This window comes from Inquilinus sp. KBS0705 (genome assembly GCA_005938025.2).
Lineage (GTDB): Bacteria > Bacteroidota > Bacteroidia > Sphingobacteriales > Sphingobacteriaceae > Mucilaginibacter.
Map to the genome: position 1 here is coordinate 21678 of VCCI02000005.1, position 24424 is coordinate 46101.

General features: G+C 41.2%; 24 protein-coding genes and 1 pseudogene. 11 read left to right on the forward strand and 14 right to left on the reverse strand.

Annotated features, from left to right (window positions below):
- The first annotated feature begins 17 nt into the window (after window positions 1-17).
- Complete coding sequence (locus tag FFF34_018265; protein TSD62899.1) at window positions 18-251, forward strand: hypothetical protein; 234 nt, start codon at window positions 18-20, stop codon at window positions 249-251.
- 64 nt (window positions 252-315) lie between these two features.
- Here the strand turns inward: FFF34_018265 and FFF34_018270 are convergent, their stop codons facing one another.
- The 9 genes from FFF34_018270 to FFF34_018310 form a co-directional block, all read right to left on the reverse strand.
- Window positions 316-1767, reverse strand: a complete 1452-nt coding sequence (locus FFF34_018270; protein TSD62900.1) for a PAS domain S-box protein — start codon at window positions 1765-1767, stop codon at window positions 316-318.
- A 6-nt stretch (window positions 1768-1773) separates the two neighbouring features.
- Complete coding sequence (locus tag FFF34_018275; protein TSD62901.1) at window positions 1774-2133, reverse strand: single-stranded DNA-binding protein; 360 nt, start codon at window positions 2131-2133, stop codon at window positions 1774-1776.
- Window positions 2134-2153: 20 nt separating this feature from the next.
- A complete protein-coding gene (locus FFF34_018280) occupies window positions 2154-2555 on the reverse strand; it encodes a response regulator (protein TSD62902.1) in 402 nt (133 codons plus the stop codon).
- Window positions 2552-2821 carry a hypothetical protein gene (locus tag FFF34_018285; protein TSD62903.1) on the reverse strand — a complete coding sequence of 90 codons (270 nt, stop codon included), beginning with the start codon at window positions 2819-2821 and terminating at the stop codon, window positions 2552-2554. The genes FFF34_018280 and FFF34_018285 overlap by 4 nt, the downstream gene beginning before the upstream one ends.
- A 129-nt stretch (window positions 2822-2950) precedes the next feature.
- The gene (locus FFF34_018290) at window positions 2951-3601 is read right to left on the reverse strand and encodes a response regulator transcription factor (protein TSD62904.1); all 651 of its coding nucleotides are present in this window, start codon (window positions 3599-3601) and stop codon (window positions 2951-2953) included.
- A 77-nt stretch (window positions 3602-3678) separates the two neighbouring features.
- Window positions 3679-4683 (reverse strand): chemotaxis protein CheB, encoded by a 1005-nt coding sequence (locus FFF34_018295; GenBank protein TSD62905.1) that lies wholly within the window; start codon window positions 4681-4683, stop codon window positions 3679-3681.
- A gap of 12 nt (window positions 4684-4695) precedes the next feature.
- Entirely contained in the window at window positions 4696-6303 is a 1608-nt protein-coding gene (locus FFF34_018300; protein TSD62906.1) for a PAS domain S-box protein, read from the reverse strand.
- Window positions 6293-9259 carry a PAS domain-containing protein gene (locus FFF34_018305; GenBank protein ID TSD62907.1) on the reverse strand — a complete coding sequence of 989 codons (2967 nt, stop codon included), beginning with the start codon at window positions 9257-9259 and terminating at the stop codon, window positions 6293-6295. Before FFF34_018305 ends, FFF34_018300 begins: the two co-directional genes overlap by 11 nt.
- Before the next feature lie 158 nt (window positions 9260-9417).
- Window positions 9418-9645, reverse strand: coding sequence for a hypothetical protein (locus tag FFF34_018310; GenBank protein TSD62908.1), 228 nt, complete (start codon window positions 9643-9645; stop codon window positions 9418-9420).
- A gap of 170 nt (window positions 9646-9815) precedes the next feature.
- Here FFF34_018310 and FFF34_018315 point away from each other — a divergent pair, with 170 nt between their 5' ends.
- Window positions 9816-10031 carry a hypothetical protein gene (locus FFF34_018315; GenBank protein ID TSD62909.1) on the forward strand — a complete coding sequence of 72 codons (216 nt, stop codon included), beginning with the start codon at window positions 9816-9818 and terminating at the stop codon, window positions 10029-10031.
- Here the strand turns inward: FFF34_018315 and FFF34_018320 are convergent.
- A complete protein-coding gene (locus FFF34_018320) occupies window positions 10019-11239 on the reverse strand; it encodes a glycoside hydrolase family 1 protein (GenBank protein ID TSD62910.1) in 1221 nt (406 codons plus the stop codon). The two genes, FFF34_018315 and FFF34_018320, sit on opposite strands and share 13 nt — an antisense overlap.
- Window positions 11240-11373: 134 nt before the next feature.
- Between FFF34_018320 and FFF34_018325 the strand changes: the two genes are divergently transcribed.
- The 4 genes and pseudogenes from FFF34_018325 (at window position 11374) to FFF34_018340 (ending at window position 15521) form a co-directional block, all read left to right on the forward strand.
- Entirely contained in the window at window positions 11374-12558 is a 1185-nt protein-coding gene (locus FFF34_018325; GenBank protein TSD62911.1) for a glycosyltransferase family 1 protein, read from the forward strand.
- 1 nt (window position 12559) lies between these two features.
- A pseudogene (locus FFF34_018330) lies at window positions 12560-13687 on the forward strand (amine oxidase).
- Window positions 13688-13882: 195 nt separating this feature from the next.
- A complete protein-coding gene (locus FFF34_018335; protein ID TSD62912.1) occupies window positions 13883-15034 on the forward strand; it encodes a glutathione-dependent formaldehyde dehydrogenase in 1152 nt (383 codons plus the stop codon).
- A 4-nt stretch (window positions 15035-15038) separates the two neighbouring features.
- Window positions 15039-15521 carry a hypothetical protein gene (locus FFF34_018340; GenBank protein TSD62913.1) on the forward strand — a complete coding sequence of 161 codons (483 nt, stop codon included), beginning with the start codon at window positions 15039-15041 and terminating at the stop codon, window positions 15519-15521.
- A gap of 90 nt (window positions 15522-15611) precedes the next feature.
- Here FFF34_018340 and FFF34_018345 read toward each other — a convergent pair whose 3' ends face one another.
- Entirely contained in the window at window positions 15612-16433 is an 822-nt protein-coding gene (locus FFF34_018345; protein TSD62914.1) for an alpha/beta hydrolase, read from the reverse strand.
- Between the two features lie 301 nt (window positions 16434-16734).
- Between FFF34_018345 and FFF34_018350 the strand changes: the two genes are divergently transcribed.
- Window positions 16735-16932, forward strand: a complete 198-nt coding sequence (locus FFF34_018350) for a hypothetical protein (GenBank protein TSD62915.1) — start codon at window positions 16735-16737, stop codon at window positions 16930-16932.
- 13 nt (window positions 16933-16945) lie between these two features.
- Window positions 16946-17752 carry a tRNA pseudouridine synthase A gene (locus tag FFF34_018355; protein ID TSD62916.1) on the forward strand — a complete coding sequence of 269 codons (807 nt, stop codon included), beginning with the start codon at window positions 16946-16948 and terminating at the stop codon, window positions 17750-17752.
- Here the strand turns inward: FFF34_018355 and FFF34_018360 are convergent.
- On the reverse strand, window positions 17749-18441 hold the full coding sequence (locus FFF34_018360) for a hypothetical protein (protein TSD62917.1): 693 nt from the start codon (window positions 18439-18441) through the stop codon (window positions 17749-17751). The two genes, FFF34_018355 and FFF34_018360, sit on opposite strands and share 4 nt — an antisense overlap.
- A gap of 156 nt (window positions 18442-18597) precedes the next feature.
- Between FFF34_018360 and FFF34_018365 the strand changes: the two genes are divergently transcribed.
- From FFF34_018365 to FFF34_018375, 3 genes are all read left to right on the forward strand, one after another.
- Window positions 18598-19773 carry a hypothetical protein gene (locus tag FFF34_018365; protein ID TSD62918.1) on the forward strand — a complete coding sequence of 392 codons (1176 nt, stop codon included), beginning with the start codon at window positions 18598-18600 and terminating at the stop codon, window positions 19771-19773.
- 50 nt (window positions 19774-19823) lie between these two features.
- Window positions 19824-21221 (forward strand): aminopeptidase P family protein, encoded by a 1398-nt coding sequence (locus tag FFF34_018370; GenBank protein TSD62919.1) that lies wholly within the window; start codon window positions 19824-19826, stop codon window positions 21219-21221.
- Between the two features lie 172 nt (window positions 21222-21393).
- On the forward strand, window positions 21394-22761 hold the full coding sequence (locus FFF34_018375; protein TSD62920.1) for an amino acid permease: 1368 nt from the start codon (window positions 21394-21396) through the stop codon (window positions 22759-22761).
- Here the strand turns inward: FFF34_018375 and FFF34_018380 are convergent.
- Window positions 22743-23579: an amidohydrolase family protein gene (locus tag FFF34_018380; protein TSD62921.1), complete on the reverse strand. Its 837-nt coding sequence runs from the start codon at window positions 23577-23579 to the stop codon at window positions 22743-22745. The genes FFF34_018375 and FFF34_018380 overlap by 19 nt on opposite strands.
- Window positions 23566-24423 (reverse strand): fumarylacetoacetate hydrolase family protein, encoded by an 858-nt coding sequence (locus FFF34_018385; GenBank protein TSD62922.1) that lies wholly within the window; start codon window positions 24421-24423, stop codon window positions 23566-23568. The genes FFF34_018380 and FFF34_018385 overlap by 14 nt, the downstream gene beginning before the upstream one ends.
- Window position 24424: the final 1 nt, after the last annotated feature.

Sequence of the window (24424 nt, forward strand, 5' to 3'; positions counted from 1 at the left end):
AGTAATTTATCCAAATCATGAAAAAAGCATTAGCCGCAGCAGCAATAATAGCAAGTACCCTGGTAATTGCATGCAAAGGCAACCCCCAGGGTGCAATGGGTGTTAATGATAAGCCCGACACTACATTAAGAAGTAACGGGGACAGGAAAACAGGCAGGACGGAAGCCGCGCCAAAAGACAGTGTAAAAAGCATAGGCCCGGGTAAAGACAAATACCATGTTACCGACTCGGAAGACAAGAAAAAACACTAAGATAATAATACAAAAATGGCAATGCTTAAATAAGCATTGCCATTTAACTTTATAATTTATTCACTTATGATGCCTTTAATGGTAACGAGAACCAAAATTCGGAACCTGCTCCTACTTCACTTTCCACACCAATTTTGCCTCCGTGTGTTTTAATAATATCCATGGCTATATACAGGCCCAAGCCTAAACCCTGGTAGGTGTTTTTAGGTAAGGACTCGGACCGGTAAAAGCGCTCGAATATTTTTTTTTGCTGCTCCTTAGGTATGCCTATACCGTGGTCTTTTACCTTAACCTTTAACCAATCGCCATCTGTTAACGCGGTAATTACAATTTCGGGTTCGGCCGGGGCATACTTAATGGCATTACTTATCAAATTGGTTAATACCTGGCCAATGCGGTCCCTATCGCCGTAAATTATAGGTAGGCGCCCCATATGTAATATTAACTTGTGCTTATTGGTGGTTGCTTGCAACGCATCAACCACATCCTGTATACACTCCTGCATATCAAAGTTGCCAAAATGATACTGCAGTTCTCCCGCCCTAATCCTGGTCACATTCAGCATCTCGTCTATCAGGTTCAATAAGCGGTCTGTTTGCCTGTGCATGCGAGACAGCATACTACTATCAGCATCACGGTGCTCTTTGTAATGATTCATTTGCATAAGCTGCAAATAACCACGCATTGCGGTAATAGGTGTTTTTAATTCGTGTGCCGCCATGTGTACAAAGTCTTCCTGCTGTTTGGTTTGGTTTATCCTTTCGGTTACGTTACGGTAGTTAAAAACAATTCGCTTAATATTTGTATCCTTTAACATGTTATTTACGCAGCCTTCAATCCATTTCCACTCGCCTTGTTTGGTGCTTAGCCGCTGTAAAAAAGCCATAGAGTGGCTGCCTTTTGCCAATACTTTTAAAAACTGGACGTTAAAAGATTTAAGTTCATCAGGGTGTATGAGCGACTGTAGCGGGGTACCTAAAAGTTCCGTTTCGCCATATCCCAATATTTTTGTGACTGACGAACAAACGTAATTAATGGTGCCGCTTTCGTCGGTCATTAAAAACCCTTCGGCATTTTTCTCAATTATCCCCTTGTATTTTTCCTGGTCAACTTTATAGCGCTCCTGTATCAATTCTATCACCGCAAACAACGCGGTTATAAGCAAAGCTTCTGCCAAAAAAAAAGCTATTAGCAAACCAAATGCGCCTGCGCCGTTAGCAGTATGCCTTGGGTAAATAAAGCATACCGCGCAAATGGCGGATGCTAAGCTTGCCACCAATGCCGAGCGGCTGCCACCATAACAGGCGCTAAAAAATATGATACCAAAATACGGAAGGAACGGCGCGTACGACCCAAAAAAATCAAGCGGGCCAATAATCATCCAGCTTATAAGAAGTGCTAACGCAACCGGAATAAGTAACCTTGCCCAAAGAGGGCGCTTACTAAAATTTTCCCAATCCCAAACATGGATAAGGGCCATTTCTTTCAGCTTATCTAATAGTAAACCTACGCTCATTTATAGTTAAGTAGCAATTGAAACGCTCCTGGTCGACTTGGCCATCGAGTAAATTTTGCTAACTAAAATAGTTGTATCGTAACGCTTGATCCCGTCTGCATCTATACTACCACATGTAGTTAATTTCCCTTCAATAAATAGTTCTCCTGCATGTTCCAGTTCGGCAGGCAGATCGCCTAAAAGCGTTTCGGGAATCCTTAAAAAATGGTACTCGGTGTGTTCTTCCATCACACCTTTACGGTTAAACATTTCTGTAGTTATCAATTGGCAACACAAATGTTTTTCTTTTCCTGTAATTTTCCATTGCGGCCAGCCATAAGCATGGCCAACAAGTATAACTTTATTAACCCCCTGGTTTTGAAACATAGTAATTATATATAGTATTGTTAAAAATAATGCTCGGGTATAGCATTTGCTTCATTGGCATTAAGTACGGTGTTAATACTTCCAACCAGGTTACTTAAATCAAACGGTTTGGGTATAAATTTATCGCAGCCATAGTACCCCAATGATGTTAACACCCTTGGATAGGCCGATACGATAATCACCGGCAGCTTGTCGGTTTTAGGGTTCACCTTTACCTGATGGCATATTTCCCCGCCATTGATACCTTTTAAAATATAATCTATCAATAGCAGATCAGGGGAATAGTTATCAATCAGGCTGGTAATGTCTTCTGCTTCATCAGAGGTTTTTACTTCAAAGCCTTCGTATAGCAAGGCTTCTTTCATTACATCAAGTACGGCTTCGTCATCGTCTATTATTAAAACTTTCTTTTTATTAGTCATATAGTGGTCAACAAATTTTTATCAATCTCAAAAAATATTAGGGTACGGTCAACACCTGCCGCCATTTGCATGGGCTCTTTAAGTATATTAAAAAAGGTATCGTATGCCTTTGGGAGCCTGCGAACTTTGGGTGCTTGTTTAACCGGAGTAAGTATTATACATACATCTGTTTCGGCGGTATCAACGCAGGTTGTTTTTGAATAGCAATATTTAAAGCCTTGTGAAATAACCAATTTCAATAAGGCAGGAGTTACGGGGATCTTCATGGCGGTAATGTTTAAACAAAATTACCTACCCTGATTTTATACAGTTGCGTATTTGTACAACTATAAAGAATGTTTTAATACGCTATTTTTAATTATAACTATAATTAATTTAAAAAAAATATATTTAAATTAACTAACAATACCATTACTCATGGCAAAACGCACCAATGCGGCCGTATTACGCGAACCGGTTTTATCAATAAGGGCTTGCCGCTGGCTTTCGATAGTACGTTTGCTGGTAAACATTTTATCTGCTATCTCCTGGTTAGTATAGCCTTCGGTGATAAGCCCTAATACCTCAATTTCTTTTGGGGAAAATTCGATATCTACTATTTGTTCAAGAGCCGCGGGGTCGGGGATGGTAAGCAGGCGTTTTAAAAATTTAGAGGTGAGTTCTGAACAGATGTAAAGTTCGTTTACTACGGTATGCTTAACAGCAAAAACCAACTCATCGGCACTTACACTTTTTAATAAATACCCGTTCGCGCCTGCTTGAAAAGCCTTGATCACATATTTTTCGTGATCGAGAGCGCTTAATATAATAACCTTACAATCCGGATACTGTTCTTTGATACGTTCGGTAAGTTCAAGGCCGCCCATAATGGGCATATTCATATCGGCCAGTATTACATCGGCAGGGCAACCGGTTGCAAGTAATGCCAAAACCTGGTCTCCGTTGGTTGCAGAACCGGCTACACAAATATCCGGCTCTTTCTCTAATAACGAGATGATGCCGTTCCTTACAATATTATGGTCTTCTGCCAATACGATATTTATCATAACAGTTTTTTTTAAATTAGTATTAGATCGTATCGGCAATGGTATATAGACTTATTAGTAGCTTTATGGTTTAATACTTATAAATAACCCTCGTCAACAGGGCCTGTTTTAACTATGGATATCAGCAATGATTTAAGCCGCTCGATATGCACGCTTAATTCATCAGACCGCCTTTCATAATCGCTTATTAAGCCCGGGCTTCCTTTACTTGTTGCCGACATGTTCATTAATAGGTTGCGGCGCTCTTCCAGCATCCTGATGGATATCCATATAGATTCTTCCATCTCCTCGCCTTGTTTTTGCAATAAAGCGGCGGCTGTGTAAACATGACCCGTATGGCATCTATATCGTTTATGGCCATTACTGCCTATTTCCCATAAACTGCCGCCACAATCAGGGCAGGTAAAATCGCTATGGTGGCCCAGCTGTTTTAAATCGTTAATATTACTTACCAGCCGCTCGGTAATATCCGCCTCAATTTTAACATCATCCGGAATAGGTTGATGTGCCTGGGGCTTAGATACTATATCTGCTATAATATATCCCATATCCTGCACCAACACCTGGTGGTCTACCGCTACATTATGTATTACGTTTAAAGGCATGTCGTTATACTCCGCCTCTGATGGTTCCTGAACTATGCATATCCCGCCACTGCGTTTAATGGCCGACATCCCCGAAGTTCCGTCATCTAACAGCCCGCTAAGTATAACACCTATAACGCTGGAACCATAAGCAGCAGCAGCCGAACGGAACAGCACATCTATTGATGGCCTCCAACGGTTTTCGTGCGGCCCATATATCAGGTGTGCCTTACCTGTTTTTATTAACAAATGCCTATCTGCCGGGGCCAGGTAAATATGCGCCGCCTGTACAGCGGCACCATCTTCTGCAATAAGGCATTTATACGATGTTAGCTTCCCTAAGGTTTTCACAATAACTGATGCCTGCGAGTATTTAGACATATGAATGACTATAAATACCGCTATAGGTAAATCGGCAGGCAGCTTGTTTATTAACTCGCTAACAGCCTTTATACCACCTGCAGAGGCACCCACAACTATAATATTCTTTACTTCCATCGTACTATTAAACTATGATTTAGGTTTATGGTCGAGTACTATTTTTATTGTGGTGCCCTTACCCTGTTCAGAATCAACGGTGAGTTCGCCATTATATAAACTGATGCGGTTTTTTATACTGCGCAGGCCTGAGCCGCTTGCCGAGTTTTCCTGCTCCTGGTAATTAAACCCTTCACCGTTATCCTGTATCCGTATTTCGATGTGCTGATTTTTTTTAACATCAAGCCTGATCAGGCTTGCATTTGCATGTTTCATACAGTTGTTTATCAGTTCCTGTATTATCCTGAAAATGGTTGTTTCCAGCAGCATGTCATCCCTTGTTTCAAAGCCGGTAACTTTTGCATGTATGCGCATATTTGGCGATGATAGCCTTTTAACCAACTCATCAACCGTTGCAGGCAAGCCAAAATCAAGTAATATAGATGGTGCCAGCTCAAATGATATGTTACGCGTTTCGCGTATCGCCTGGTCTATCAGCTCGCCGATATCGATACTTGCCTTAGTACGGCCCAAATTGAGCGCGCTAAGTTTCATCTTTATGCCATATAACAATTGGCTCACGCTATCATGCAAAGCATCGCTAATGCGTCGTCGTTCGTTTTCCTCGGCATTTAGGGTTGCAAGCGTTATTATTCTTTGCTGGTCGCGCTTTAAAGCAACCGTTTCTTCTTCTATACGCCTTTTTTCGCTGATATCTATCATAATACCAACCAACCTTTTGGTTTGCCCCGGTTCACTGATCATATGCCCCCTAATACTGGCATAACATCCACCTCCTTTTTCATTCATCAGGCGGCAAACCACATCTATCTCTTTTTCGTGATTGATAGATTTACGGAATTGCTCGTCTACTAACTGCCTGTCATCAGGGTGTATAAGGTCTAAAAAGGTGTGGTAACGGCCGTCAAAACCGCCTTCGGGGATAGCACACATATGATAATTGAACTCATCAAGGTAAAAATGCATGTTGTCCAGATCAAGCTCCCAGGCACCGGCAGATGATGCCTCCAGCGATAGTTCGAGCCGCTCTTTTGTTTCGGCAAGGGTCTTAACCGCTTCAATACGCTCGGTAATATCTATAATGGCTATGTAGTATTCGGCCCCGCCGCCGGTAAGGGGCGATATAGCGGTACCCTCAACCTGGGCGTAAAATTCCGTGTTTGCCCTTGATATCATTTTAAGCTGGCAGCTCTGTTTAGCCTGAGAGCCTTGCATGTCTTTAAAAAAGCGGTAAAACGTTTCGCTATACTCGTGAGATACAAATTGCATCATGCGTTTACCCAACAATCCGGCTTTGCCACCTTCTATTAAAAACGCACCAGCGTTGTTCACTTCTTCAATAACACCATAGTTATTTAAAATAAAATAACCCAGGGGCGCCAAATTATAAATGCTCGAAAATTTGATCTGCTGTAGCTCCAACCCTTCGTTGGCGGTCTTCAGTTCATCATTCTGCATTTCCAGCTCTATCTGGTGCACCTGCAATTCCTGAAAAAGTGCTTGTATGTCCTGATCGCTTGTCATCAGCTTGCGCTGACCGATATCAGTAAGCATTTTTTCTGCCTTGATCCTTAAACCATTTTCAAAAGGATCATTTATATCGTCCTGGTTAGCTTTCAAGCCCTTTCGTTTTCAGTGAAAATGTGACAATTAGTGTACTGCCGGCAATTTGGTCTTTTAAAGGCAGTACATTTATTTTACATGAGCCTGTATGGCCACCCATATTTAACAAAACCTCATCGCTTTTTACGATGCCATCGCCTTTAACACTATCTAACAATTTTATAATTGCTTCTGTTTTAAAAAATTGTTCCATATAAGGTAAAAAAGGCTTGCCAAATACTTCTTGTTTACTTTTAAATATCTGACTAAAGGCTTCATTTACAGAAATCACTGTATAATTCTCGTCTATCCGCGCTACAGGCCCTGGATAAACCCAAGACAACATATCAATTGCCTGCCGCATGCCCAATAACGTATGCTCCATTTGTTTGTATGCTGTTATTAATGTAAACGTTAATACCGCGCCCGAAATAAAGTTATCAAGTGTGCGGTAAGGCATAATCCTAACCTTGTACCATTCGTCGGTTTTGGTTTTTACTTCTATTTCTTTGTTGGCAAGCGTCTCTATCACTTCTCTTATCTCGTTTTCTATACGCGAGTTATCAAAGTTAGATACCACATGGGTTATAGGCCGCCCTACATCAGTAGGGATAAGATTAAATAATTTACGTACTTGCGGCGTATAACGCAAAATATCCAACTCGTTATCCAAAAATATCGTACCTATCTCGGTAGAATCGAGCAGGTTTTTCATGTCGTTATTTATACGGGTAAGCTCTTCTGCCTTAGATTGGTACTGCATGTTCATAGTCATCAACTCCTCGTTTAACGACTGCATCTCCTCTTTAGTAGTTAACGATTCCTCGTTAGTGCTTTGCAATTCTTCGTTGGTGCTTTGCAACTCTTCGTTGGTCGATTTTAGCTCTTCCAGCGATGTCTCCATCTGTTGTATGGTGCTATTCAACTGCATTTTAGTATACACCAGTTCTTTTTCCAGTTCATCAACAGCTGCTTTAGATTTATTATCTAAAACCTTTTGCCTGCCACCGGTTTTTTTCTGGTATCCTTTGTCCTCAAAAATTATAAGTACAAGCCCCTGCAAGCCGGTTTCTTCTAAAAGCACTGCCTTTAAATTAACCAGCCTTACCTGGTTGCCATCCTTCAACTTAATGTCGTTTATTAATACTTCCCCTTTTTGGTTACGGGCCTGGTGAATAATGTTACCTACAACATAACGCAATTCTTCGCGCGCCATTTTGTAAATATTCATTACTGCTTCGCCGCTGGGCAACTCCAAAAACTTGCCGGTTTTACCATTGCTGTAAAGGATATCTCCTTTCTCGTTCACCAGTACTGATGGAGGCGCAAAGTTTTCTAATATAATACGGCTGAAGGTATCTGCCACAGATCGCTTTTTGATCTGTTTTTCGACGTCGTCTATTTTCATGGTGTTTAATGGATATTGTTTAGCCACATGAAAAGGGAAATCTATCATTTTACCTACAACCGCATTCCCTTCTTTGCGCTCGTAAATTTTCCATTTCGGGTCAGCGGATAAAAACATCTCTGTAAAACCACCTATAGTCTCTGCAGGCCCCATAAACATTATCCCCCCTACATTTAAAGAATAATGGAAGATAGGGATGATCTTTTTTTGGAGCTCCGCGGTAAGGTATATCATCACGTTACGGCAACAAAGCAGGTCCAGCCTTGTAAAAGGGGCATCTTTTATAAGGTTATGTTGCGCAAATACGATCATCTCGCGCAGTTCCTTTTTTACCTGGAAGGTATTGTCTTTCTTAATAAAAAATTTATTTAACCGTTCTACAGATACATCGGCAACTATATTGTCGAAATATACGCCATTGCGTGCATGCTCAATAGCATCAGGGTCTAAGTCTGTTGCAAACAACTGTAATTTGGGCCATTCGCTTTTATTCATTTCCTCCAGGCACTCAATTAATAGCATAGCTATTGAGTAAGCTTCCTCACCGGTAGAGCATCCCGCTACCCAAATGCGAAAGGGTCCGTTTCCGGTTTTTTTGTTTATCAGTTTACAAATCTTCTCCTTTATCGAATCAAAAGCCGGTGCATCCCTAAAAAACTTGGTAACGCCTATAAGCAATTCATTAAAAAGAATGCCTGTTTCGCGAGGGTTCTCTCTTAAAAAATTAACATAAGCGCTGTAATCAGGTATCTGATGAAAAGCTATGCGCCTGTCTATCCTGCGGGTAATTGTACTTTTTTTATAAAGTGAAAAATCGTGCCCGGTTTGCGAACGCAATAGCATCAGTATTTTTTGAATAGAATTTGCGTTTTGTATAGCCGTACGCACCTGTTCCGATGCTTCTTCTGCCATAACCGGGTGGTTTAAGTACTGGATAATTTTTAAAGGCATCTCTTCCGGTAACAAAACGTAATCTACCAGGTTGGTGCTAATTGCCGCAACCGGCATGCTGTTATACTTAGCGCTGGCAGGATCTTGCGCCATAGCCATACCCAGCTTTTCCTTTATCATTCGTATACCGGTTTCTCCATCAGAGCCCATACCCGAAAAAATTATCGCTACCGCTTTATTCCACTGGTCATCGGCAAGGCTTTGTAAAAAATAATCTATAGGTTGCCTAAACCCGTTTGGCTTTGCCTGGTTTAGCAACAAAAGTTTTCGGTTATGTATACCCATATCCTTATTTGGCGGGATAATGTATACATGGTCGGGTTCTACAGCTATGCCATCAACCGCCTCGATAACCGGCATAGCTGTATAATTTTTTATCAGGTCGCTTACTCTGCCCTGGTGATGCGGGTCTAAATGCAATATTATCACAAATGCCATCCCGCTATCAGCCGGTAAATGCGTAAAAAACTTTTCGAAAGATGAAAACGATCCGGCAGACCCTCCAATACCCACAATTGGGAACGATTTGGGTTTATCCGCTTTTGCTACAACTTTTTCGCTTTTTTTGTTGATCGATCCTAAATCTTTTTGGGGCTTTGCCGCTCTTTCTGCCATTAGTACTTTATTATGAAGAAATATAAAAGTAGACAATATTACTCTTATTTATAAATCGCCAAGTATGTATGGTATCAAGCAGTTAGGCGGATATTAACTCTTCATTAAAAATCTATTTAGGTGTTGCTTTTTAGGTAATATAGTATAGACTGCTACTTTTAAGGACGCGGCGCCCCATGTACGGTATCCTGTTGCGTACGCGTGGTGTCGCCGATCGTTCCGGCACCGGCCGAACCTGTGCCTGAACCGGGCGCTCCGGTTCCATCATTTAAACCTTTGGTAGTGTCTGCTTTTGCGTCACTATCAGCACCTGTACTTCCGTTTCCTTTGCAACTGCAAACGGCAATACTTAAAGTTAACGCTCCGATAAAAAATAGCTTTTTCATAAAAAAAACGGTTATAATTAATGGAATTGGTGATAATGCTTAAGTATTTAAATAACGATAAAAATTCTTGATGGTTTTAATTTTTAATTAATTAAATTTCATTATTGACAATTATGTAAATCATAATTCAAACAATTCATTTTAGCATTTGTAATCATTAAAAGAGCATCATGAAAAGCGTATATAAATACGGTAGCTTATCCGTGCAATCGTTAATGAAAATAGGACCGGATAAAACAATAGAAGAAAACGTCGCCCGTATACCTGATAATAATGTTAGGTATACCGTTACTCACATTGGCGACTTTTACCTAAGTAATAATGGTATAGAAGAAACATTTAAAGCAAAAAGCCCTAATCCATCTTCAAATAGTTACCCGTTATAATAAGGCGGCTTTAAATAAAGCACATAACTTTCGTTTTCTATAGCGGCTTTCCACTGCTGTATCAGATTTTTGTACGCCTGCCCAACCGGTCGTATTTTTCTGTCAAGGTCATACAAACCAAGTGAGTTTACGTTACCTGCGTCATTGCGCAGTGCCGAATCCCAATCTACCTGGTCGGTTAAGCTATACCATGTAAACCCATATATAGGTATGCCGTCGCGCTTTAAACGGCGCACATTGGCCCATTGTGTTTGCAGCCATCTAACCGCGTTTGGCTCGGCAATATTTGTTTCGGTATGCATAACAGGCAATTTATACCTGTTGTAATATTGTTGGGTAATTACATAATAACCAAATATTTCGCCTGCGGCAGATGTGCTGCCATCTTCGTGCACCATATGTTCGTTGGTTATATAATAATCGTTGCCCATAACGCAACTGCCCTTTATTAAGTTATTTTCAAACCAGCGGTATTCTTCCTTTGACATTCCGTTAGCCAATAAATACTCGTACATAACAATGCTTATCGGATAACCATAAGTCAGGTCGAGGGATAAAAATCTCTTTTGATTCAGGAAAGAGGCCAGCGGGTCGCAATCTGGGGTCTCCGGGTGGAAATATTCAGATGATTCGCTTTGTATAAAAACAGCATCAGGCTGTATTTCAAGGATAGCCTGCATGGCTAACACATTGGCCTTACATAGGTTTTTTAATGCCGTTACAAATGATCTATCGTCTGATTTGCATTCATTCCACCACCCATACTGCCCCGAAAAAGCCGCAGCTATAAAAATTTCGTTTACAGGCGTGTAAAACCTAAGGTATTTAAATCTTAAGGCAAAAGCCCTGGCATACTCCGCAAAAAAGTACGGAAACTCAGGATTTTGAAAATCGCCAAGCCAGTCGGGAAGGCCAAAGTGGCAAAGATCTACAATGGGTACAATTCCCTTCTTTTTCATGTAGGCAAATGTTTCATCAACAAATGCCCAATCATACTTGCCCGGCCCTTCATGCACTTTATAAAATGCAGGTCCGTACCTCAGGGTATCTATTCCGGTTTCTGTTACCAAATCAAAGTCGTCTCTCCAAAGCTTGTAATGGCCGCACTTCTCCATTTCATCTACACGCTTACGGGTACCATCCGGCAAAATTATAACCGGGTAACTGTTTTCAATCCCGGTAGCAAACATAAATTTATTCCTGTTCATGAAGTATTTATTGAATAAGCAGTTAGTTTAACTAACCTGTTTAATATGATTAGGTTTTTCGTAAAGAGTAATTTATTATCTTAATAAAACAATTATTTAAAAATTTGTATTATGTATATAAACAAATCAGGAGTATGCAAGCACTAATAAATTCCAAAAATCAATACAATAAAACCTCCAGTTTTTACAAACAGCTTCCGGCAAATATCATTTGCTTTTCTCACCTCCGGTGGGATTTTGTATTCCAGCGCCCCCAGCATTTAATGACCCGGTTATCGAAACACTTTAACATAACCTTTATTGAAGAGCCTGTTTTAGATACTGATGGCGATGCCTATTATGCCTGCCATGAACGCGAAGACTTGCTGGTAATAGTGCCGCATTTGCCAAAGGCTACCCCCACCAACGCCATAACCGTTGAGCTAAAAAGTTTACTGGATAGTTTTATGATGGGGAAACCGCTTGCTAATTGTACCTTTTGGTATTATACTCCCATGGCGCTTGAATTTTCGCGCAAGTACCAACCTGAATTAATAGTTTATGATTGCATGGACGAATTGAGCGCCTTTAAGTTTGCGCCGCAATCGCTAAAAGACCTTGAAAAAGAGCTTTTAAAGAAAGCAGATATAGTTTTTACAGGCGGGCAGTCGCTGTATGAAGCAAAAAAAGATCAGCACGCCAATATACATCCGTTTCCCAGCAGTATCGAAAAAAAGCATTTTCAATCAGCAAGAGCTATCAGAGCTCGCTTAAAATCAGCAGGCAAAAATGACACGCTTACACTCGGCTTTTATGGTGTTATTGACGAGCGCCTGGATATTGAATTAATAAAAGGCATTGCCGATGCAAGGCCGAATTGGCAAATAGTATTGTTGGGCCCTGTTGTAAAAATAGACCCGGCGCAGCTCCCTACAAATAAAAACATCAAATACCCGGGGCCAAAAAATTACCAGGAACTGCCGGCGTATTTGGCCGAGTGGGATATTGCATTAATTCCCTTCCTTTTAAATGAGTCAACCAAATTTATCAGCCCTACAAAAACACCCGAATATTTAGCTGCAGGCGTGCCGGTAATATCTACCGCCATACGCGATGTGGTAAACCCCTATGGAAAAAACAAACTTGTAAAAATAGCCGGCAGTGCCGACGAGTTTGTTACAGCAATAGAAGAACAACTAAATAATATAGAAAAAGAAAGCTGGCTATTAAATGTAGACGACTTCCTGTCGCAAAACTCGTGGGATAACACCTGCAGCCGTATGCTTAACTTAATGACTAACACGATAGCTAACCGTGCCATGTCGTCAATAGCGCAATAAAATGAGTATACAAGCTAACCAATGGCATAACCCGTTTCAATCGTTTTGGATGGCCGGGTATGAATGCTCAGACAAGCTTAACGTTAACAGGCAACGGGTTGACCTAGCTACTTTAACCGATCATCTGAATCAAATAGATGCCGATTATAAGTTGCTAAACAACTTTAAAATATCAACTGTACGCGAAGGCATCAGGTGGAGCTTTGTTGAATTTACCCCTTACCAATATAATTGGTCTGTTGTAGAGAAGATGATAAGGTGCGGGATAACGAATAAAATACAGCAGGTATGGGATATTTGTCATTTCGGCTTCCCTGATGGCCTATCGCCTTTAGATGATGATTTTACACCAAGGCTGGTAAGCATTTGCATAGCATTTGTTAAGCTATATCGCTCAATATCTGTAAACACAGAGTTGATCATTACACCAATAAACGAGGTAAGTTTTCTTTCGTGGCTTGGCGGCGAAGCAGGATGTACTGTACCCTATCAAAATAACAATGGCTGGGAGGTTAAATATCACCTGATGAAAGCCTTTATAGCGTCTGTTTCAGCAATGCGGGCTATAGACCCAAGCGTCAGGATTTTAACTACAGAACCGTTGGTTGATATGGTGCCTGAATTGCCTGTAAGCATTGAAGGCGTGCAGGAAGCCTATTTTCAAAATGAGCTTCAGTACCAAACATTAGAGATGTTATGCGGCAACATATGCCCCGAACTTGGCGGCAAACCCGAATACCTGGATATATTGGGCTTTAATTTTTACTACAATAACCGGTGGGTTATTAATAACAATGGCTTTTTACCTTGGGTAAATGAAGACGATGACCCAAGATGGCGCCCGTTGAGCGAAATTTTAACCGAGGCATACAACCGGTACAACAGGCCCTTTGTGATCACTGAAACCAGCCACCCGGGCGAGCACCGGCCCGATTGGATGTCGTCAATTGCCGAAGAATGTGACATTGTTTTAAAATCTGGTTTGCCTTTATGGGGTGTTTGCCTTTACCCTATTATTGACCGGCCTGATTGGGATGATCTTACTTGCTGGCACCATTCGGGCTTATGGGACCATGGGTTGGTTAACTTAAACGACCGCGTTTTGTATGAGCCCTATGCAAACGCTTTACGCAGTGCAATGAACAACGTTGGTAACTCAAATAATAATAATGACACCGAATTGAGTGTAAGTCAACTAATGGATAAATGTATTATAAATTAATGATAATAGAATAACGCAGGCACATACTTGCCTATGATATCTTATTAATAGTGGCATAAATGATCTTAATTAATACAAATCAATTACTAATAAATATAAAATATGTTAGCAATGAATTACCGGGGGCCCTATCGGGTCCGCACTGAACAACGACCGATGCCGGAAATTATTCATCCGGAAGACGCGATCGTAAGGGTTACCCGCACCTGCATTTGCGGGTCCGATCTCCATTTGTATCATGGTATGGTGCCAGATACGCGTGTGGGGTCAACATTTGGCCACGAATTTACAGGTGTTGTAGAAGAAGTTGGCCCATTGGTTCAAAAGCTAAAAGTCGGCGACCAGGTGTTGGTTCCGTTCAATATCGCTTGCGGCAAGTGCAATTTTTGTAAGCAGGGCCTATATGGCAATTGCCACGAATCTAACCCTATGGCAACAGCGGTTGGGGGTATATTTGGCTATTCGCATACTGCAGGAGGATTTGACGGAGGCCAGGCAGAATACGTTAGGGTGCCATATGCTGATGTAGGCCCAACTGTAATACCGCCTGAGATGGATCCTGATGATGCGGTTTTACTTACAGATGTTGTACCAACCGGTTACCAGGCGGCAGAAATGGGCGGCATTAAAGAAGGCGATACGGTAGTAGTATTCGGCGCAGGCCCTATAGGTATAATGGCGGCACGTTGTGCCTGGTTTTTTGGACCATCAAGGGTTATTATCATAGATCATATAGACTATCGGCTGGAGTTCGCGAAGAATTATGCGCACTGCGAGGCATACAACTTTAAGGAAATGGCCGACCCTGTGCTATTTTTAAAGAAGGCTACTGATTGGTATGGCGCGGATGTTTGTATTGATTGCGTAGGTTGCGAAGCAGAAGGCAATACCTTGCAAACTTTTAGTGGAAGGGTAGCTTTGCTACAGGCCGGGGCAGCTACTGCATTCCAATGGGCCATAAATTCAGTAAAAAAGGGTGGCATTGTTTCGGTTGTTGGCGTTTACGGCCCTCCATTTAACTTGGCCCCTATTGGTAATATACTAAATAAAGGTATCACTGTTAGGGCTAATCAAGCTTCGGTTAAGCGATTACTGCCAAAGCTTATTGACCATGTAATGTCGGGGCGTTTAAACCCAAAGGGCCTTATCACGCACCGGATCCCTTTAGAGGAAGTAGCTGATGCTTATCGCCTCTTTTCATCTAAGCTTGATAATTGTATTAAAACAGTGCTGATACCATCAGCAAAACACTAAGGTCATGGATACAACTAATAAAGATTATAAAACAATTCCCGGCTGGGGCATGGATGCCGACCCGGAGAACGAACCAACCTACCCGATGAAAATTTACACGGGTGACGATCATAACAGAATTAATTATGAAAAAGCAGAGCAGCAACCCGAGACGGTAGAGATATTAATGTCTACCGAACGCCCTCAAATAACACGAGTATTCGGAACATCAGTACCGCCGTCTGGCATTAGCGGGATGATTCGCCGCTATGCCTTTAAGCATAGCGAGGACCGTTACAGGCACTGGATACCGCTTATATTGGCCGACCGTATCAATGTTTTTGAAGGGCTGGTAGATGATGTAAAATCGCGGCGGTTTCCAAATGTGATAAAGGAGCGCGGTTTGACTATGGAGTGGAAACATAATCGCATCGGCGTATTAAAAAAAGCGCTTAGCATTGCTATTACTGGTGTAGTCATATTTTCCATATTTAATAAAAAGAGGTAGCAAGCAAATGCTACGATTAGGAATAAAAAATAAAGCCTTGAAAATAATTTCAAGGCTTTATCATATTCAATAAAATTTAGCAGTTAATAATTAAGATTTTATAAACTCCAAAAGATCTTTATTGATAGTTGCCGCCTCGGTAGTTGGCATACCATGTGGGAAGCCTGGATAAGAAATTAACTTTCCATTCTTTAACAACTTAGCAGCTTTTACACCCGTAAGCTGAAAAGGAACAATTTGGTCGTCCTCGCCATGTAAAACCAATACAGGTATATCAACGCTTTTAAGGTCCTCGGTAAAGTCAGTTTCCGAAAAAGCCTTAATACAATCGTAATGTGCTTTAATGCCACCCATCATCCCCTGGCGCCACCAATTGTCCTTGATCCCTTGTGATACTTTTGCCCCTTCGCGGTTAAACCCATAAAAAGGCGTTGGGAAATCATAGAAGTACTGCGGCCTTTGCGTTGCAGTGCCCTCACGTATCTCATCAAATACAGACATAGGTACACCGTCCGGGTTGCTTTCAGTCTTCACCATTATAGGTGTAACCGCGCTAATAAGTACCGCCTTGGCTACCCGGCCTTTACCATATTTGGCAACATACCTGATAACCTCTCCACCGCCGGTTGAGTGGCCAATGTGTATAGCATCTTTTAAATCAAGTGCAGCGGTAAGCTCGGCAACATCAGCGGCATAGGTATCCATTTCGTGCCCAACTGCAGTTTGGCTCGATCTGCCGTGCCCACGCCTGTCGTGCGCTATTACCCTGTATCCCTGTGCCAGGAAAAACATCATCTGTGCATCCCAATCATCGCCAGATAACGGCCAGCCATGATGAAAAAATAATGGTTGTCCTGTTCCCCAGTCCTTGTAATAAATTTCGGTTCCGTCTTTTACTGTAAATGTACTCATGGTGTGTGGTTTTTGATTATTATAATTAATGAATTAGGGGCGCGACATACACTTTAACAAATATTGCGAACGTAAATTAACGCGTCGACTATTAAAGTAACCTTGGGAATGACTTGCTTATAGCGCAACATCAATATGAGATACCAAAGTAAAATGAAAATCGAAATTAATAAATAAAGCGCAGCCACCCGGCTAAGAAGTTTAAATTTCACATTAATTTAATTCGGAGTGTATAAATTCTTTAAGTGGCAACGCGGCCAAATGCAATATTTATTGTTTAAATAATACCTAATTTTGCATTATGAAACATGAAGACGTAGTTGCTGCCCTTAAAGTAATAGCCGAAAAGGGAATGGCAATTAACATAAGTAAAGATGACTTGCAAAAGTTAAAGGCATTTAACCTTATTGATATTGCAAAGGGTGAAGAAACAGCACGCTCACCGGCATGCTCTTTAACTAAAAAGGGGCGTGTTATGCTTAAATCTAATTTAAAATAATAAATAGTTTCAATTGCGCTACTTTTTCCATTTAGGTTATTTGGGCACAAATTACAGGGGATGGCAAAAACATCCTGATGGTATTAGCGTACAGCAGGTTTTAGAAGAACGACTAAGCAACATCTTTAAAAAACCCGTATACATTACAGGCTGCGGCCGTACTGATGCCCAGGTTCATGCCAGTCAATTTTTCTTTCATTTAGATACTGATACAGCCTGGGATTTTGACCTGCTATTCCGCTTGAATAATTTATTACCTGATGACATAGCCGTTTTTGATATCATACCAATGGATGGCCTACAGCACGCCAGGTTTGATGCCACCGAACGAGCGTACGATTATTTTATACATACCTATAAAGATCCTTTTTTAAGCCAGTTAAGCTCGTTATACCTGATTGATAATTGGGACATAGCCAGCATGAACAAGGCGGCGGCTCTATTATTAAAGTACAATGATTATTATGCCTTCTGCAAGATGCCCGGTAGGAATGAGCATACTTTATGTAATATAAATGCTGCCCGTATATTTACCGATGCCAGGGGCGATAAACTGAGATTTCATATTTCGGCTAACCGCTTTTTGGGGAAAATGGTGAGGATAATAGTTGGTAAACTAATAGATATTGGAACTGGCAAGCTAAGCATCGATGAGTTTGAAGCCCACCTTATAAATCCCCAATTACCGCAGGTAATTAAGCCCGCCTATCCGCAGGGATTATATTTAAGTAAGGTCACTTATCCATATTTAAACATTGGGCCACGCAGTAACTTTAGTAAAATGCTTGCTGCCGATACGAATAAATGGCATCCTGCTTAATTTTTGCTGTGCGCAAGTAATAAGCTTTTACGCATCCCTATCAACAGCGCAAGTGCCAAACAAGTATGCAGTGTTATGAGTAATGGTGTCCCCATTATCCATGCATTATTTAAAAATCCTTTATTGAGTAATGTATTCAATGCCGTAAGTACATACAGCATTATAAAAACCAACGGAATGGTTAAAAACGCAATGATATACAACCATTTATTTTTATTGGCTAAATCGTGCCATGTCTTTATAACTGGCGGCAAGCCCAATATCAATAAAATTAATGAGCATAGTAGTATCTGCTGATTATGTGATAAAATACCCTTTAGCAAATGCCGTGTAACAACCATTTCATCACCGCTACTCATCATAGCCTGGGTAATACGCCCAAATGGTATATTGGCAAATATCAGTGCAAATCCTGCCCGCCTTCTTTTTAAGTCAGCCGTATTCATTAAAAACATACCCAACCACATCATCGCAAAAGAAAACAACGGCCCTGCCAATGTGGCCAACCAGGCATATGGATGTTTTATTTCGCAACCATCACACAATCCCCAAACATTGAAATCGCGTTTGCCCCAATCGCCGCAAATAATTCGGCCGGTAATAATGTGCACCATTTCGTGCAGTTCTAACATTACCATAACCAGTAGTAAAAAGGCTACTATATAGCGGGGCGAAATTTTTAGGCACATCGCTTTAAGACACCGTTATTACTTTGCAGGTTACAGTAATTATCTGAAGTGTCATTATACTACCATATATGTTAAGTTATGTCAAGCTTACATAAAGCTAATGCAGATTTTTGCTACATTTAATGCAGTAAATCCTTATTCATAATTAGTATTACTGTGGCTATAAGTCATCAATATATTCAGTTTCGGGTAGTACTGGCTGCTATAGTTGTGTTGCTGTTCAACACTGCAATGTTTGCGCAGTCGCAGCCCTCAGCTAATAATACTTCCTATGTTACCGATACCACGGGCAAATTTTTGCCAACTATCGCTGAAGCTACAAATAACCCACCGGTACATGTTACCCCAATTGATGTAAAAGCGTTAAATTCCCAGCAAAATATACAAGCCACTATAAGCAAACCGCAGGAGCGTAAAAAGCTAATGGCTTACTTAAGAGAGTTAGATGTTAACGATGGTCAAAGCGCAAATACAGCGCACAAAACATTGTTTTACAATCTGGCTAATGCTTTTGCCCGTTTAAAACTATATCCGTTAGCAATGAAGTGCTTTTTTAAAACGCTTGAACGTAATGCTAATGCCGAAGTTGTTAACGAATATGCCAGCAGGCAGGCCGACTCTTTATTTACAGATACAGCCAATTTTAATCCGGGCTATTTAAGCTTTACCACAAAAGATGATACCTTACTTGAAGCCCGTGCAATAATGCCCAACCCCCAGGGGCAACAACTGCATAAAAGCCCGCCAATAAACTATCAGCATATTTTACAAACATTTACTGATGGTAAAAAAGCAGTTGCTTATGCTATGCTTATACATGTAAAACAACCTATACCCGGCAAGCGTAAAGTATTTTTATTTGCTAACTCGGGCCATACCTACATTACATTGATAAAGTATAATAACGATTCCAGCTATGTATCGTTGTCTTTTGGTTTTTATCCCAAAAAAGGCCACCCATTTGCAGGCACGCCGTTATTCCCATCGGCTGGTTCAACCTTTAGAGATGATGCCAATTACAAATGGGATGAAGTTGCAGGTAAATTTATATCGAAAAGAAAATTTGAAAAGATATTAGCACTTACCCAAAAATACGATGGGGTTAAATATCACCTAAGCACCAATAACTGCACCGACTTTAGCTTAAAAGCTGCGTTAATGGCAGATATCAGCATTAAAGGCACTGTTGGCAGCTGGCCGTTAGGGCATGGCAATAATCCCGGTATTACCGGCCAAAGCATGCTGAACGGCAAGGTGTATAACAACGGGTCTAACAGCCAGGACAATCTTTTTTTGGACCATGATATGGCTATACAAATGGCTGATAAATAGCAGTTTTTATAATAAACTTCTCCGCTCGTAACATATTTGATGCACCACTCATGAGTATTGGTAACTGTGTATTTATTAAATATATTTACAACACAACCAAACACTTATACAATATGAAGCTTATTAAGATCTCTTTAGTGTTGGCGCTGTTTGCAAGCACCGCCTCGGCACAAAACATGTTTAAGTATTTTACAGCTGATGATTTTGCCGCCCGCAGGGCAAAAGTTATGGAGCAAATTGGCGATGGTGTTGCCATTTTACAAGGCGCCGAATTACCTGAAGCCTATATTAAATTCAGGCAGGATAATAATTTTTACTACTTAACCGGTGTTGAGTTCCCCAGTGCTATATTGATAATAAACGGTAAGACAAAAACCTCTACCCTTTTAGTACCCGAAGGCCGCTTTGCTGATATTAAAGACGAAGCTCTGATAAAGCCCGGCGATGATGCTGCCAAAATGTATAAAATGACCAGCGTTCTACCAAAAACAATGCTGACCACCCAATTGGCAGGCTTAGTAGCCCGCGGCCAAACATTTTACTTGGTTACTTCGCCTGACGAAACATCAGAAATGAGCCGGGATAGATGCGTGGCGTTAAGAAACACCCGCCTAAGCGACCCATGGGACGGGAGAATATCAAAAGAAATAAACTTTTTAAATAAAGTAAAAGAACGCTACCCAATGGTAACGGTTAAAGACCTCACCCCTATGCTTGATGAAATGCGATGGATAAAGGATGAAAAAGAAATTGCCGTTATACGCGAATGTGGTAAAATAGGTGCCCGCGGCTTTGATGAGGCCATGCGGGTAACCCGCCCTGGCATTTATGAATACCAGGTTGCAGCAGCATGCGATTTTGTTTATCAAAACGAAGGAGCAATGGGCCCATCATATTTCCCGATAGCGGCATCGGCCGAGCGGGGATTAAGCTGGCATTACAATGCTAACAACCATACTATAAAAGCAGGCGATGTAATGATGATGGACTACGCCCCCGAAGTAAATTATTATTCTACCGATATTACCCGCACATGGCCGGTAGAGGGCAAGTTTACTGACATACAGTTAAAATACTATAACTGTATTAAAGAAGTATCTGAACAGGTTATAGCCGCTATGAAGCCGGGCATTACTATCCAGGAAATGTCTGATATTGCTAAAAAGGTATATGTAAAGCATGGCTTCGAAAAAATGTATCCCGGAGGTATTGGTCATTATGTAGGCATGGCAGTTCATGATGTTGGCCCGCGCGATAAGCCTTTTGTACCTGGTGTGGTGTTTAACGTAGAACCTATTATTGAAGATAAAGAGATGAAATTGCACTTGCGTATAGAGGACACCATTATTATTACTGCTAATGGCGCCGAAAACTTAACATCCGGCACTCCAACCAATGTAGATGCCATGATTAAACTGGTAAAAGAAAAAGGCATCTACGAAAAATAAGCCTTGCTTAACAAAATCATAGTATAAAAGCCGCCCACAAGCGGCTTTTATCATTATGCATCCAACGATATCTATTTTCAACTGATTACAAAAGCCTGACCTAACAAGTTTCGCGCCTTAAGTATTAAGATTATTTTTGTACAAAGCGCCTTAAACAGCGCACTAACTATTAATGGCTGAAACATCACTCATCAGGCGCCTTAGCCTGGCACAGGCAACCGCTATCAATATGATAGATATGGTGGGCATAGGCCCCTTTATTACCTTGCCTATGGTTATAGGAATGATGAATGGCCCCTGGTTTTTATATGCTTGGCTGGCTGGCGCAACACTATCCTTTATTGATGCGATGGTTTGGAGCGAACTTGGTGCAGCTTTCCCTATGGCAGGAGGATCATACAACTTTTTAAAAGAAACCTACGGCAAAACCGGCTTTGGTAAATTAATGAGCTTTTTGTTTGTATGGCAAACCATGATTCAGGCACCATTGGTCATCGCATCAGCAGCCATAGGCTTTGCCGCTTACTTTTCGTACTTGATGCCCATATCACTTTGGGTGGCTAAAATGCTGAGCGGTGGTGTTGTGATACTAATAGTAATATTGCTTTACCGCAAAATAGAATCGATAGGTAAAATAAGCATAGTGCTTTGGGTATGTGTAATGGCTACTATGCTATGGATAATAGGCGGCGGTATTGCACATGGCAACTTCCTGCAGCCCATAAGGCACATTAATGATGGGCTTACGGTTAACTATGCCTTTGTTACCGCTATTGGCTTTGCCAGCGTTAAAAGTATTTATAGTTATCTGGGCTACTATAATGTATGCCATTTAGGCGGCGAGATTGTTAATCCAGATAAAAACATACCAAAAAGTATGTTTTTATCAATTGCAGGTATTGCCCTTTTATATTTAATGATGAATGTGAGCGTGGTTAGTGTTATACCCTGGCATGTAGCTAAAGACAGTCCTTTTGTGATAAGCGATTTTATGAAAGAGCTGGCCGGGCCTACAGCCGCTAAAGTGGTTACCTGTATGGTGTTATTGGTAGCTTTCTCATCTGTATTTTCGGCTACGTTAGGTTATAGCCGTATACCATATGCTGCTGCTACAGATGGCGCTTTTTTTAAAGTATTCGCAAAACTGCATCCTAAGGGTAATTTCCCCCACATCTCCTTGTTGGTATTAGGGGCCATAGCATTTGTATTTAGCTTGTTGTTTAAGTTAAGTGATGTGATCAGCGCTATTTTGGCTATGCGGATATTGATACAGTTTATATCGCAGGCAGTGGGCTTATTAATATTGAGGAAGAAGAGAGGCGAGACTAAATTCCCATATAAAATGCCGTTGTTTCCGTTGCCTGTTTATTTAGCCATTGTTATTTGGGCGGGTATATTAGTAGCTACCGGAGTAAAAATGTTTATTGGGGGGCTGGTTACGATTACCTTAGGCATTATTGTATATTTTATTAAAGCAAAAGTGAACAAAGAGTGGCCGTTTAGTAACAAGCCACATATTGGTCAAACTGATAATCCGTAAAATTCAATAGCATTTTTGGCCCAAAATAGTTCCTGCTCATTCACGCTGAGTTTATCGACATAACTTCCGGCTACGTTCAAAACGCCTTTATATTCACCCGCTACATTACAAACCGGCCAATCGGAGCCAAACATTACACGGCTTGCGCCAAAGGCATTAAATACGGTATCTAAGTAGGGGGTAAAATCATCAACTGTCCAGTTTGTCCAGTTGGCCTCTGTTACCATGCCCGATATTTTGCAGCTTACATTGGGATATGCCGCTATGGCGCTTATCTCTTCACGCCAGCCATCAATTACCTTATCCTTGATGTAAGGCTTAGCTATATGGTCTATCACAAAACACTGGTTGGGAAATGCAACTACAAAATCTTTAACGTAACGCAAGTGGTTAGGTTTTACCAATATATCATAAGTAAAGCCGTAAGCATCTAGCAAACCAATGCCTTGCATAAATTTCCGGTCCAGCATATACCTGTCGTCCGGTTCGGCTTGTAACACATGCCGGAAACCTTTTACAATATTAATAGTGCTATAATACTGTAACCGATCTTCGATGTTATCTGCTTTAAGGTTAACCCAGCCCACAATACCTTTTATAAAATTATTGCTGTTAGCCTGACTAATCAAAAAACCATTCTCTGCTTCTGATTGATCGGCTTGAACCGCAACACATCCGCTTATTTCATGCTCGTTATAAACAGGCGAAAGATCACCGGGTAAAAAATCTCTTTGGATAACGCTCATATCGTCCGTTATCCAGGCATCCCTTACCGGGTTATATACCCAAAAATGCTGGTGACTATCAATTTTTAGCATAAGCTTTAAGTACCTGGCGGGCTTGTCCTAAACCATCAATACCTAATTCTATCACATCGCCGGGGTTTAAATATACAGGTGGCTTCATACCTAAGCCTACACCCGCCGGCGTACCGGTTGATATAATATCACCAGGCAATAGAGTCATGAACTTACTGGTGTAAGCCACCAAAAACGGTATGTTAAATATCAAGTTGGCTGTACTGCCATTTTGCATGGTTTTTCCATTTACGGTTAACCAAAGGCGCAGGTTATGCACATCGGCCACCTCATCTTTTGTTGCTACAAAAGGGCCCATTGGTGCAAACGTATCGCATCCTTTACCTTTATCCCATGTGCCGTTACGCTCTATCTGAAACTCACGCTCCGATACATCATTGTGTAAGCAATAACCGGCAATATAATCCAGTGCTTCGTCTTCCTCTATATACGATGCCTTTTTACCTATCACAATAGCCAGTTCTACCTCCCAATCTGTTTTTACTGAATCGCGGGGTATAACAATATCATCAAAAGGGCCAACTAAAGCAGTGGTCGATTTCATGAAGATAACCGGTTCCGGCGGCATTGGCGCACCCGTTTCTTCGGCATGGTCGCGGTAGTTTAAGCCTATACAAACTATCTTTGATGGGCGTGCTACAGGGCTTCCTAAGCGTTCTGAGGAAGATATCTCTGTAAGAGAATCTTTATTTGCATCAACAAATTCCTGCAACCTGTTTAAACCGTCGTTCTCAAAAAAAGCTTCGTTATAATCTTCTCCAAAAGCAGATGTGTCGTACTTTACATCGTTAATGATTACACCTGTTTTCTCTTTACCGGCAGCGCCGTATCTAATTAGTTTCATG

Excerpts from the sequence above, each read along its gene's own strand:
- FFF34_018265 (TSD62899.1), top strand. The coding sequence starts at position 18 with ATGAAAAAAGCATTAGCCGCAGCAGCAATAATAGCAAGTACCCTGGTA.
- FFF34_018270 (TSD62900.1), bottom strand. The coding sequence starts at position 1,767 with ATGAGCGTAGGTTTACTATTAGATAAGCTGAAAGAAATGGCCCTTATC.
- FFF34_018275 (TSD62901.1), bottom strand. The coding sequence starts at position 2,133 with ATGTTTCAAAACCAGGGGGTTAATAAAGTTATACTTGTTGGCCATGCT.
- FFF34_018280 (TSD62902.1), bottom strand. The coding sequence starts at position 2,555 with ATGACTAATAAAAAGAAAGTTTTAATAATAGACGATGACGAAGCCGTA.
- FFF34_018285 (TSD62903.1), bottom strand. The coding sequence starts at position 2,821 with ATGAAGATCCCCGTAACTCCTGCCTTATTGAAATTGGTTATTTCACAA.
- FFF34_018290 (TSD62904.1), bottom strand. The coding sequence starts at position 3,601 with ATGATAAATATCGTATTGGCAGAAGACCATAATATTGTAAGGAACGGC.
- FFF34_018295 (TSD62905.1), bottom strand. The coding sequence starts at position 4,683 with ATGGAAGTAAAGAATATTATAGTTGTGGGTGCCTCTGCAGGTGGTATA.
- FFF34_018305 (TSD62907.1), bottom strand. The coding sequence starts at position 9,259 with ATGGCAGAAAGAGCGGCAAAGCCCCAAAAAGATTTAGGATCGATCAAC.
- FFF34_018310 (TSD62908.1), bottom strand. The coding sequence starts at position 9,645 with ATGAAAAAGCTATTTTTTATCGGAGCGTTAACTTTAAGTATTGCCGTT.
- FFF34_018315 (TSD62909.1), top strand. The coding sequence starts at position 9,816 with ATGAAAAGCGTATATAAATACGGTAGCTTATCCGTGCAATCGTTAATG.
- FFF34_018320 (TSD62910.1), bottom strand. The coding sequence starts at position 11,239 with ATGAACAGGAATAAATTTATGTTTGCTACCGGGATTGAAAACAGTTAC.
- FFF34_018325 (TSD62911.1), top strand. The coding sequence starts at position 11,374 with ATGCAAGCACTAATAAATTCCAAAAATCAATACAATAAAACCTCCAGT.
- FFF34_018335 (TSD62912.1), top strand. The coding sequence starts at position 13,883 with ATGTTAGCAATGAATTACCGGGGGCCCTATCGGGTCCGCACTGAACAA.
- FFF34_018340 (TSD62913.1), top strand. The coding sequence starts at position 15,039 with ATGGATACAACTAATAAAGATTATAAAACAATTCCCGGCTGGGGCATG.
- FFF34_018345 (TSD62914.1), bottom strand. The coding sequence starts at position 16,433 with ATGAGTACATTTACAGTAAAAGACGGAACCGAAATTTATTACAAGGAC.
- FFF34_018350 (TSD62915.1), top strand. The coding sequence starts at position 16,735 with ATGAAACATGAAGACGTAGTTGCTGCCCTTAAAGTAATAGCCGAAAAG.
- FFF34_018360 (TSD62917.1), bottom strand. The coding sequence starts at position 18,441 with ATGTGCCTAAAAATTTCGCCCCGCTATATAGTAGCCTTTTTACTACTG.
- FFF34_018370 (TSD62919.1), top strand. The coding sequence starts at position 19,824 with ATGAGTATTGGTAACTGTGTATTTATTAAATATATTTACAACACAACC.
- FFF34_018375 (TSD62920.1), top strand. The coding sequence starts at position 21,394 with ATGGCTGAAACATCACTCATCAGGCGCCTTAGCCTGGCACAGGCAACC.
- FFF34_018380 (TSD62921.1), bottom strand. The coding sequence starts at position 23,579 with ATGCTAAAAATTGATAGTCACCAGCATTTTTGGGTATATAACCCGGTA.
- FFF34_018385 (TSD62922.1), bottom strand. The coding sequence starts at position 24,423 with ATGAAACTAATTAGATACGGCGCTGCCGGTAAAGAGAAAACAGGTGTA.